Annotated in this window: 12 protein-coding genes; 5 read left to right on the top strand and 7 right to left on the bottom strand. The window is 45.2% G+C overall.

The window, feature by feature from the left end:
* The first annotated feature begins 97 nt into the window (after positions 1-97).
* Positions 98-367: a DUF3493 domain-containing protein gene (locus tag RMO79_RS06930; RefSeq protein WP_310482353.1), complete on the top strand. Its 270-nt coding sequence runs from the start codon at positions 98-100 to the stop codon at positions 365-367.
* A gap of 90 nt (positions 368-457) precedes the next feature.
* Here the strand turns inward: RMO79_RS06930 and RMO79_RS06935 are convergent, their stop codons facing one another.
* Entirely contained in the window at positions 458-784 is a 327-nt protein-coding gene (locus RMO79_RS06935; protein WP_396136547.1) for a thioredoxin family protein, read from the bottom strand.
* Positions 785-1,089: 305 nt separating this feature from the next.
* Here RMO79_RS06935 and RMO79_RS24465 point away from each other — a divergent pair, with 305 nt between their 5' ends.
* Entirely contained in the window at positions 1,090-1,248 is a 159-nt protein-coding gene (locus RMO79_RS24465) for a WYL domain-containing protein (RefSeq protein WP_396136548.1), read from the top strand.
* Here RMO79_RS24465 and RMO79_RS06940 read toward each other — a convergent pair.
* From RMO79_RS06940 to rpaB, 3 genes are all read right to left on the bottom strand, one after another.
* The gene (locus RMO79_RS06940) at positions 1,245-1,601 is read right to left on the bottom strand and encodes an AbrB family transcriptional regulator (RefSeq protein WP_310482368.1); all 357 of its coding nucleotides are present in this window, start codon (positions 1,599-1,601) and stop codon (positions 1,245-1,247) included. The two genes, RMO79_RS24465 and RMO79_RS06940, sit on opposite strands and share 4 nt — an antisense overlap.
* Positions 1,602-1,839: 238 nt before the next feature.
* Entirely contained in the window at positions 1,840-2,529 is a 690-nt protein-coding gene (locus tag RMO79_RS06945) for a cofactor assembly of complex C subunit B (protein WP_310482355.1), read from the bottom strand.
* Positions 2,530-2,778: 249 nt separating this feature from the next.
* A complete protein-coding gene (rpaB, locus tag RMO79_RS06950) occupies positions 2,779-3,516 on the bottom strand; it encodes a response regulator transcription factor RpaB (protein ID WP_396136546.1) in 738 nt (245 codons plus the stop codon).
* Positions 3,517-3,788: 272 nt separating this feature from the next.
* On the opposite strand from rpaB, the gene radA reads away from it, so the two are divergent.
* From radA to RMO79_RS06965, 3 genes are all read left to right on the top strand, one after another.
* Entirely contained in the window at positions 3,789-5,273 is a 1,485-nt protein-coding gene (gene radA, locus RMO79_RS06955; protein WP_310482358.1) for a DNA repair protein RadA, read from the top strand.
* Between the two features lie 80 nt (positions 5,274-5,353).
* The gene (locus tag RMO79_RS06960) at positions 5,354-5,959 is read left to right on the top strand and encodes a HupE/UreJ family protein (protein WP_310482359.1); all 606 of its coding nucleotides are present in this window, start codon (positions 5,354-5,356) and stop codon (positions 5,957-5,959) included.
* A 184-nt stretch (positions 5,960-6,143) separates the two neighbouring features.
* Entirely contained in the window at positions 6,144-6,860 is a 717-nt protein-coding gene (locus tag RMO79_RS06965) for a rhomboid family intramembrane serine protease (RefSeq protein ID WP_310482361.1), read from the top strand.
* 23 nt (positions 6,861-6,883) lie between these two features.
* On the opposite strand, the gene RMO79_RS06970 is transcribed toward RMO79_RS06965, so the two are convergent.
* From RMO79_RS06970 to bchD, 3 genes are all read right to left on the bottom strand, one after another.
* The gene (locus tag RMO79_RS06970) at positions 6,884-7,282 is read right to left on the bottom strand and encodes a hypothetical protein (protein WP_310482363.1); all 399 of its coding nucleotides are present in this window, start codon (positions 7,280-7,282) and stop codon (positions 6,884-6,886) included.
* A gap of 123 nt (positions 7,283-7,405) precedes the next feature.
* On the bottom strand, positions 7,406-8,203 hold the full coding sequence (locus RMO79_RS06975) for a Dam family site-specific DNA-(adenine-N6)-methyltransferase (protein ID WP_310482365.1): 798 nt from the start codon (positions 8,201-8,203) through the stop codon (positions 7,406-7,408).
* A 262-nt stretch (positions 8,204-8,465) separates the two neighbouring features.
* A complete protein-coding gene (gene bchD, locus RMO79_RS06980; protein WP_310482367.1) occupies positions 8,466-10,505 on the bottom strand; it encodes a magnesium chelatase ATPase subunit D in 2,040 nt (679 codons plus the stop codon).
* Positions 10,506-10,688 lie beyond the last annotated feature (183 nt).

Here is a 10,688-nt window from a genome sequence, read left to right on the forward strand (position 1 = left end):
TGATTACGAATCAACTACTCTACCACTGAGCCACATCGGCAGGATCGGGTAAAATTAATCTACCCAACCAATTATTATAGATGGCATCAAGCCTAAAATGACAGAAATACAGCCAAAACAAAGACCTGAATCGATCGATCCCGAACTGTGGCATCGGCTCCAGGCGGAAGCCAAATCCCCATTTCGAGGCTTACGCCAGTTTGTGTATGTCAGTTGTGGGATTTCTGGGGCGATTGGTGGGGTAGTATTCTTTTTTAAGCTGCTCGCTGGCAGGGATTTAGAAGCAACTATCCCCAATCTCGCGCTGCAAATTGGGGTAGTGGTCTTAATGGTATGGCTATTGCGGATCGATCGATCGAAAACTTAATCTTGGAGTGTGGGCAACACGCTGGTGCTGTAGTCCACCATTTGCCAGGGTTAAGCACCGATTGGCAAAAGTAAGTTTTCTTAACCCGGATTATGTTAGTAACTTTTCTACAGCTAGACTAAACTCTTCGTAGGATTTAACTCCGACGATCGTTTCAATTTTTTCACCTGCTTTAAAGAAGATCACAGCCGGAATATTTCTGATTCCTAATTTCTTAGCTAAGTCTCGATTTGGCTCGACATCTAGCTTACAGATTTCAGCCCGATCGCGATATTCTACGGCTAATCGATCGATTAATGGTGCTACTAATTTACAGGGACCGCACCAAGTCGCCGTACAATCTACGACTAACACCTTTGCTGTTGCTAACCGCGATTCAAATTCTGATTCGTCTTTAATAAATTCAGCCATTTTTATTTTAAAAATCTTTAAATTAAGATCGCGATCGTTCAGCAATCCTATCATGAGATCGGCTAGAAGCGATCGCCCGCGATCTCTAAACATTATGGGGCAAAGAACCTAGTATTTCCGGGCTAATTGTCGCGATCGCTCAACAAGAAGTCGCGATCCTGCCGATTAGTTGTGCATGGCGGGATCTGGGTTTGGATTCTTTAATGGTGAAATTATACTTTTATGGAGGGCTAATAAAAGCTTACGAATTCAGACAAGGTGTAGACGATCGAGAAGAAATCTGTGACGATGTGCGATGAGTATGGCGGAGAATTTCTAATCCTTTTTGGCTGCTGCGAGAAATTCGTGCTTATGGCAAAGATTGCGAAGTTGTGGAGCCTGAAAGTGTCAGACAACAAGCCAGAGCAGATGCTCGATCGATGTTAGTTAACTACGATCGAGCTGACAATTCTCTAGCTCGAACCGATTAATTCTCCTGAATTAAATGGATGTGCTTGTAGCCGAGCTTAATAGTAAAGACATCGCCTTCTTTCAAACCCATGTCTTTGGTGTAAGCAGAGCCAATTAGCAACTGACCATTTTTATGGACGGTAGCTTTATAAGTGGCGACTTTGCCGCGAGTGTCTCTACTAGTCTCATCTAATTTGACACCTTTAGCAGCGAGCACGGCATCATAAAAGCCCGATAGATCGGTACGAGTGCCACCTTTGGTAGAAGTTTTCACATAGCCGCATTGCTTGGCTGTTTCGCGTTTGGCAAGATGTGAAAGTTCTTTGACTTTTTGAAGCAGAGCCTTACCTACGAGCCGGGTTTCGGCAGGGATAACTTCAGTTGGAGCTTCTGTTTGTGCAGGTTCTTTTACCGATTTTTCGGCTTTGACGGGGGCAGTATCTGACTTGGCTGCAGTATTTTTAGGGGCTTTAGGGGCAGATTCTAATTTGGTTTTAGCCACGATCGTAATTAGCTAGATGATAATTTCATTATGCACTTAAAATTTGGCATAATTACTATTCTCGCTAAAAAAAATATCTAAATCGATCGTTTTAGATAAATTAAAAAGGTCAGATCGCTCGGTTTCGATCGTCGGGATTTGCCAAATCGTCACGATCGAATCGTGCCAAATCTAGGCTATTTGTCAATTTATTAGCAATTCCCTCGATCCAAGCTTCATCTTGCTTGGTGTAACTGCGGGGGGCATTTGCACCCAAAATCATCGCGCGATCGGTACCTAATGGCTGACAAATGATGCCTTGAGTGTTGGGGGGTAAATAGTCGAATTCAATTCTACCTGGATAAACTTTGGTATCGACTAGATAGATGGCTTTTTGTTTGGTTAAAACCCGATCGAGAATCGCACCGGGGGTAACTTCAGCTTTGGGTGCTAAAATTCCCCGTCTGAGTAATACTCGCCCCTGGTAATAAATGACGATCGATCGGGTTACTGTATTTGTCAGTATTAAATGTGATGCCCAAGCTAATTCTGTTTTGAGGTCATCTGGTAAGGTTGATAATAGCTCGAATCCTTCTGTTCCCTCTAACACGACACTATCGGGTTTTCTGGGTTGAACTTGCTGCCAAAGCAGCCCGGTTAAAATTAATACCGCCGTTAAAACTACGCCCACTGCATCCGATCTCGCCTGTGAGTCGGTTAATTCTGGGGTCAGTACCCGATTTAACATTAACAATGTTCCAGCGATGCTCCCGGCAATAATCGGCACGAGTCGCACGATGCGGTTATTATCTGTTTTCATGTATTCTCACATCTTGCATCAAAACAAAGCTACCAGTGAATAGTGGATAGTGGATAGTGCTCTAGGAGTAAGGCTTGCAATTTAATAAAATACCAGTCTGTTTCGGCTGTGCCTAAGCTGTGAAGATATTATTACTAGTTTTTTTGTACTGTTGAAAGATGTTAGTATATTTATAGATACCTAAAATTTTAGGGCAGGCACCGCCCACCCTAAATCTATGTTCTCAGCCTAAAACCTAACGCCTAACGCCTAAAGCTCGTCAGGCTCGATGATCCGTTGAAACAAATAACCCGTACCTCTAGCAGTGAGAATTAGTTCGGGATTGCTGGGATCTTCTTCTAATTTGGCGCGCAGTCGAGAAATATGGACATCCACGACTCTAGTATCCACATGGCGTTCGGGAGTATAGCCCCAGACTTCTTGGAGGATTTCCGATCGCGAGAAGGCTTCGCCCGATCTGCTGACTAGCAATTCGAGTAGACTAAACTCCATCCCAGTCAACCGAATCCGTTCGTCAGATTTATAAACTTGACGTTTATTAGTGTCGATCTTGATCGTGGCAATCTGGATCACGCCGGAACTAGGAATTCCATTGAGTCCATTTTTATCGACACGGCGCAATACCGATCGAATCCGCGCTTCCAATTCCTTAGGAGAAAAGGGCTTGACTACATAGTCATCCGCACCCAATTCTAGCCCGGTAATGCGATCGGCAACATCGCCCAACGCTGTCAGCATAATAATCGGGACATCCGATTCTTTGCGTAACTCCTGACAAACCCCGTAGCCATCGAGCTTGGGCATCATCACATCGAGTACGACGAGATCGGGACATGTTTCGCGAAAAATTTCGAGGGCTTCTTCCCCATCAGCCGCTGTAACTACATCGTAGCCAATCATGGAGAGGCGAGTTTCCAAAATGCGACGGATGCTAGCCTCATCATCAACGACTAGAATAGTTTCCTTATGATTTTCCAAGCTTATCAAAGCTCCTATCGTATAGTGGTAATTTTTTTAACGTTAACTTTTAACATCCTAAGATTAAGATTATCATTAATTTCAACTAAATTGGTGCAGTCAAACCCCTTCAGAAATCAGAATTGCGTCATTCTCCGCTTCAAAACCCTTAATATTTTTCAACAACTCATCTCCATGCGCTGCCTGCCTCCACGGGTAAATTGTTCTGGAAGTAGAGTTTATGTCTCTATTCCCACCAGTCCCCTCAGACCTAACACCTAATACCTAATACCTAATCTAAGATGGCAAAACAGCCGCGTACGACATACGTTTGTAATGAATGCGGATCGACATCCCCGCAATGGTATGGAAAATGCCCGATCTGTAATACTTATGGTTCGCTGATCGAACAAGCACCTCCATCTGCTGCGAGGGGACTTGGTGCCAAAAGTGCTAACGGTCGATCGAACGAGGCTCCACATCCCCTGGCGGCACTGACTTTTCCCCAAATTGTCGATGGGGAAGAAGAACGGTGGTGCTCTGGTTTTGGCGAACTAGATCGAGTTTTGGGCGGTGGCATCGTACCGGGTTCGCTAGTATTAATTGGTGGCGATCCGGGAATTGGTAAATCTACTCTATTGCTCCAAACTGCCAATTTGATGTCTAAGCATTATCGGGTGTTGTATGTCTGTGGAGAAGAATCGGGCAAACAAGTCAAACTTAGGGCTTCACGCTTGGGAGTAGAAGGAACCAAGGGCGAAGTAGAGGGCGAAGAAAGTACGGAAACTGAAGGAGCAAAACCCTTAACAATTGCCGATGGCGCAAATTTATACGTCCAAGCCGAGACAGATCTAGAAGAAATCCTCAGAGAGTTAGAATCATTAAGACCACATGTCGCGGTGATCGATAGTATCCAAACGGTGTATTTTCCCGCGCTGACATCGGCAGCCGGATCGGTGGCGCAGGTGCGAGAATGTACGGCAGCGTTGATGAAAGTCGCTAAACGGGAAGATATTACCCTCCTAATTGTCGGACATGTGACTAAAGAAGGCGCGATCGCGGGGCCGAAAGTTTTAGAACATTTGGTCGATACCGTACTTTATTTTGAAGGCGACAGGTTTGCCTCTCATCGTCTGCTGAGATCGACCAAAAATCGCTTTGGAGCCACCCACGAGGTGGGAGTGTTTGAAATGGTCGATCGGGGGTTGAGAGAGGTTGACAACCCGTCTGAGCTGTTCCTGGGCGATCGTCAGGGCATGGCTCCAGGTTCATCAATTGTCGTCGCTTGTGAGGGTACTAGACCGATTGTTGTCGAGTTGCAAGCGTTGGTAAGTCCGACGAGTTATCCATCGCCTAGGCGAGCGGGTACAGGCATCGACCAAAATCGGTTGACACAAATTCTCGCAGTACTAGAAAAACGAGTCGGGATTCCGCTCTCGAAGTTGGATGCTTATGTGGCTTCAGCCGGGGGGCTAAATGTCTCGGAACCCGCAGTAGATCTGGGGATTGCGATCGCGATCGTTGCTAGTTTTCGCGATCGAGTCATTGCTCCTTTTACAATTCTCATCGGTGAAGTTGGCTTGGGCGGACAGGTTCGCCAAGTATCACAGTTAGAATTACGCCTGAAGGAAGCAGCTAAATTAGGCTTTAAACGGGCAATTGTCCCCAAAGGACATCAGATTTTCCCCGATGTCGGGATGGAGATTATTCAAGTGGCGCGGGTAATTGATGCGATCGTCGCCGCACTCCCCGCCGAGACTGAGGTTGAAAATATCGATGAGGATTAATGTTTTGTAACGTAACAGACATCCAGCATCTAGCCATCTTGGTGTTAAATTAATTGATAATTTAGGAATCTTCAAGCAAGATGAAAAAAAATCAATTTTGGCAGTATTTAGCTGGTGCGATCGCGATCTCGCTCTGGATTCCCAAGATAGCTAGTGCCCATACCGGGGTTGGCGATGTAACTGGATTTTGGCACGGACTAGAACACCCGATCGATGGTTTAGACCATATCTTGGCGATGTTGGCTGTCGGTTTGTGGGCGGCTCAGATGGGCGGGAAGGCACTCTGGCTGGTTCCGTGTGCATTTATCACCGCGATGATTGGTAGCAGCGTCCTGGGGCATTTTGGGTTACCGCTACCCGGTATCGAGCAGGGGATTGTCGCTTCCGATTTTATCTTGGGGATGTTGCTATTATTTGCCGTTAGGCTCCCACTAGCTCTGAGCGCGGGAATTGTTGGGGTGCTTGCCATTTTTCACGGCTACGCACATGGAGCCGAAATGCCCGAAACCGGATCGGGGTTAGCTTATGGGTTTGGGTTTATTATTTCGACTACCTTATTACATGTCGCCGGAATTGCGATCGGATTAGGAATAGATCGTTACCAGCCCAAACTCCAACAACTGCTATTTCGGATCGGTGGCGGTGCGACAGTAGTCGGCGCAATTTATGTTTTAGTCGCTGGTTAACCAGATCGCCTGAAGTGGGCTGGGGGTAAATAAAGAGGCTCGAATTTAGCGGCGTGGCGGTAGTTTTGCCCACAGCCCCATCGTCAATGGATAGATGACATAGATGTTAAATTATTGGTAGTTTTCGATTACATCCTTTCGCTCGCTCGCTCGATATTTTTTATCCCCTATCCCCTGACATTATATGTTTCCAATCGATGATGAAAATCCCACTAGAATCACGCCGTTTGTCACCTATTCGTTAATTGCAATTAACGTTCTAGTCTTTATCTACGAATTAAGCTTCGCCGAGAATGGTTTAACCAACTTTTTCTATCAATGGGCGATCGTCCCTCAGCAGCTTACAGCCACGTTTGCCGGGACTCCTTATCCACTTTTACGCGGCGGCGAACCACCTGAAATATTGACTCTAATTACATCTCAATTTCTCCACGGCGGTTTTGCACATATCGCTGGTAATATGTTGTTTTTATGGATCTTTGGTAATAATGTCGAAGACCAATTAGGACATTTAAAATTCTTATTCTTTTATCTAACTTGTGGCGTACTTGCTGGTTTAGCACAGTGGTTTTTCAGTCAAGGTTCGCAGGTACCCTCACTCGGTGCTAGTGGTGCGATCGCAGGTGTAATGGGAGCTTATATCATTCGCTTTCCCAATGTCAGTGTCAAAACGGTAATTCCGATCGGAATTTTTCCATTCTTTACGAGAATTCCGGCTTATTTTTATCTAGGTATCTGGTTTTTTCAACAAGCTTTATATAGCTTTGCGACGCTCGGTGCGCGTACTAATGTTGGCATGGAAAATGGCGGTGTTGCCTATTGGGCACACGCAGGCGGCTTTGTATTTGGTGCGGTTCTCGGCCCAGTTTTAGGACTATTTTCTCAGCGATCGGAAGCTTGAAATAGTGGTGGGCAATGCCCACCTTACCTTATGTAACTTTTAATCCACATGTTTCTCGAATCTCCTTGAATAGATTCTATAATGCCAAAAATAGTCTCTATTTTACGAGGTAAAGATATTAGTCCATAAATAAAAATAGCATCTTCTTCTGGTTCTTCTGTTGACACTATAAATATTGCAGCCAGATCGTTTAAGCGTTCTACACTTACCAGTGCATAGACATCACCATCTTCAGCCAAATCATACTCTTCTTTTGAGTAAGTGAATTTATAGTCTAATTCTTTTGCTTGTAAATTCAGCCGATTTTGAGCTGGTAATGTATTTACAAATTGGTAAAAATATTTTCTATAGCATCGTCCATCACCTAGACTTTCTATTCGGGGAATGTTTTTAACTTCAATCTCAATATTTGAATAATCCATCTAAATAATTTTCATCTTTAACCAATTTATGTTTGTTACCGATCTCACTTAAAGCAGTAGTCACGATCGATAAATTCAACATTCTACTTTAACAGATTTTATAGATCGGTCATATCGATCGATTCAAAAACCCTTATACGCAATGACTTCTTTGGCGGAACGACGATCGCCATTACAAGAGATGCGTCTGGGTGCATCTACTATATCGATAGTAAACCCAAAATTTTGGTAAAGATCGACAATTCGATCGGTTGCTTGATTAGACAAGACAATTTTACCAGGATGTTTTGCCAGCCATTGAGTCAACCGGATTTGATCTTCCCATTTAAAGTCATCTTGACTATATTTAGTAAATTGCACATCGTAAGGCGGATCTGCGTAAATAAAATCATCTGACTCTAATTGTAAGCATTCAAAATCACCAACGGTAATTTCCCAGGCTTGCAGTACGGCTTGATAATTACTAAAGTCGATCGCATAGTTAATAGTTTTATAGCTGCCGAAGGGAACGTTAAATTCGCCACTATTATTAAACCGAGATAGCCCATTAAATCCGGTACGATTGAGATAGTAAAAAATTTGGGCAGCTTCGCTAGTATCAGATTTTCTGATTTGAGTGAGTTGATTGAATCGCGATCGCATTTCATAGTAGAAGTCGCGATCGTTTTTCATCTCGATATTTACTACTAATCCTTTTTGTAGATGATGATAAAGATTTACTAGATGGATATTTGCATCATTAAGTAGCGCGCGATTCGGTTTTAACCCTAAGGCTACCGATAAACTCCCCATAAAAGGTTCTACCAGACGACAACGATCGTTTGGCTGCCATAGTTCTAGCAATTTAGGTATCAGCCATCGTTTTCCTCCAGCCCATTTTAGCAGCGGCTTGAGCGAGGTTTCGGGAGGGGAAGATGGCATAAATTTAGAATAAATATTTAAATTAGCTTTGCTCATTACCCACCCGCGACTAAAGTGCGGGCTAGCAGCTAAAGTCCACTAAAGTGGACTAAAGAATCTAACAGTCCACTGAAGTGGACTTAATCTGTTAGCCTGGGGATTCATCCCCAGGTGGTGCCCAAACGAAGCTAATCATCTTTGAGCGATCTCCTTATCCCGAACTGACATTACTTTAGCAGGAGTTGTAATGTGAAAAATATTCATATTACAAACTGCAACCAAATTATCGCATATCGCCGATCGCACTCATGGCTGTAGCGGCGATCGCTTGTTCGGTAGCTTTGGGGAGATGATGGTATTTACCATTAGCTTGCTTGGCTAATTCTTTGGCAAAACCTGTCGAAATAAATTTATTTTCGGTATCGATTACTAATAATTTAATCCCAATTGCCCGAATTCGCGAGGCGATATCTAGTAATTCTTGCTTGATATCTGGCTTATTATCGGGATCGATCGTGTCGCCTAAAGAACGTGCTAACGGGACATTTCCGCGTCCGTCGGTAATGGCGACGATTACCACTTGTCCGATATCGCCGGAACTTTGAGCGTTGACACCCACCCGCACAGCTTGAGTCAAACCATGAGCTAATGGGGAACCACCACCACAGGCGAGGCGTTCGAGGCGGCGTTTTGCCATTGCGATCGATCTCGTTGGTGGTAATAATACCTCGGCTTGCTCGCCTCGGAAGGGAATTAACGATACTTGGTCGCGATTTTGATATGCTTCAGTGAGCAGGCGCATGACAGCACCTTTAGCCGACTGCATCCGATTGAGAGCCATCGAACCCGATGCATCTACGACAAATATTACCAGGGCACCCGATCGACGGGCTAATTTTTTACCGCGAATATCGCCCTGCTCGACGATGACTTTGCGATCGGGCTGACGCAAGCGACGCGATTTTTGATAGGGTGCTGCGGCTCTGAGCGTCGCATCTACGGCGATTCTGCGGACTTTGCCTTTGGGTAAAATGGGTTTAACGTACCTCCCCCTGTCTTCAGAAAATACCATGCTCCGGCTGCCAGATTTACCCTGTTTTTGTTGGGCGGTTTGGGCAAAAGCCAGGATGGTGTCGTCTAAAATTACGCCTTCGATATCGAAGACAAATTCTTCAGGAATATTCGGTGGTTCTTCTGGTTGGTCTTCATTTTCCGGCTCGTCATCTTCATTCTCTTCCTCTTGTTCGTCTTGCTCTTGCTCGGATTGGTCTTGAGGTTGTTGCGGTGGCGGTGGCGGCGGTGGGGGATTTTCGTCTGGAGGGGTTTGAATTACCGTCGCGCGGGGGACGATGACGAGTTCTACCGCTCGGCGCAAGTCGTCAGCATTAACATTCGTGCGTCCTTCCAGAGCTGCTGCCGCTTTAGCAACGCGTACGGCAAATAATTCGGCACGATGTCCCATTACGCCGCCGCGTAGAGCTTCGGTAACCAGGTACAAAATCTGTTCGGTAGTAATCTGGACATCTTTGAGCCATTCCCGCGCTAGTAAAATCTGCGTTCTGAGATTATCGACTTCTTCGGTATATTGAGCGAGAAAAGTTTGGGGCGAAGATGCATAAGATATTGCTTGTCCGACAGCTTCGACCCGTTGGTCGATTTCCAGCGCACCATCAGCCGAAAGTGAAATGGCAATTCGATCGAGCAAATGTTCTCTCAACGAGCCTTCTTCAGGATTGTAGGTGGCAATCAGCAGCGGTTTGCAGGGATGTTGAAAGCTAATGCCTTCGCGTTCGATCTGATTGCGTCCGTCGGTCAAGACACTCAGTAACAGATTAGAAATTTGGTCGTCGAGGAGATTGATTTCGTCAATGTATAATACGCCGCGATGAGCTTGTGCGAGTAATCCTGGCTGAAATACTGAAGATCCGGACTGCACCGATTTATCTAAATCGACCGAACCCAACAGCCGATCTTCGGTTACACCTAAGGGAATTTGGACGAATGGAGCCGGAATTATGGCAGTGGGTATTTCTAAATCGGGATCTGCCGATCGTAACTCTAATAATTTATCGTCCCACTCACTCGGAGCATTCGGATCGCAATTACTCACCCCACCCACTGTAATTTCAATCGGTGGCAATAGCGAGTGAATCGCCCGTGCCATCACCGATTTAGCCTTACCGCGACCGCCTGCGATCGCGACTCCACCCAAATTTGGATCGACCGCCGCTAACAGCAGTGCTGATTTAATTGCTTCTTGTCCCACCACCGCACTGAGGGGGAAGGCACTAATATTATTTGAGGCGGCGATCGCTGTGGGCATTCTGTAGTAAATTATTCACTAATGTAGCTTTTGCTGTGGAGCATTGGCTCCTCAATTTAATTATCTCACATTCCCCACCAGCAACTGAATCGCTCGGATTGTCAGTTTGAATCGGCTTTCAATCTACTTCAAGATTGCGGCTCAGATCTGTTCTTACTCAAACGTTAATTTTGGCGATTGAGT

Origin of the sequence: Chamaesiphon sp. VAR_48_metabat_403, from assembly GCF_031422475.1 — a bacterium.
In the GTDB taxonomy this organism is placed as follows: Bacteria; Cyanobacteriota; Cyanobacteriia; order Cyanobacteriales; family Chamaesiphonaceae; genus Chamaesiphon.

Coding starts and splice junctions, on each gene's coding strand:
- RMO79_RS06930 (WP_310482353.1), top strand. CDS start 98: ATGACAGAAATACAGCCAAAACAAAGACCTGAATCGATCGATCCCGAA.
- RMO79_RS06945 (WP_310482355.1), bottom strand. CDS start 2,529: ATGAAAACAGATAATAACCGCATCGTGCGACTCGTGCCGATTATTGCC.
- radA (WP_310482358.1), top strand. CDS start 3,789: ATGGCAAAACAGCCGCGTACGACATACGTTTGTAATGAATGCGGATCG.
- RMO79_RS06960 (WP_310482359.1), top strand. CDS start 5,354: ATGAAAAAAAATCAATTTTGGCAGTATTTAGCTGGTGCGATCGCGATC.
- RMO79_RS06965 (WP_310482361.1), top strand. CDS start 6,144: ATGTTTCCAATCGATGATGAAAATCCCACTAGAATCACGCCGTTTGTC.
- RMO79_RS06970 (WP_310482363.1), bottom strand. CDS start 7,282: ATGGATTATTCAAATATTGAGATTGAAGTTAAAAACATTCCCCGAATA.
- RMO79_RS06975 (WP_310482365.1), bottom strand. CDS start 8,203: ATGCCATCTTCCCCTCCCGAAACCTCGCTCAAGCCGCTGCTAAAATGG.
- bchD (WP_310482367.1), bottom strand. CDS start 10,505: ATGCCCACAGCGATCGCCGCCTCAAATAATATTAGTGCCTTCCCCCTC.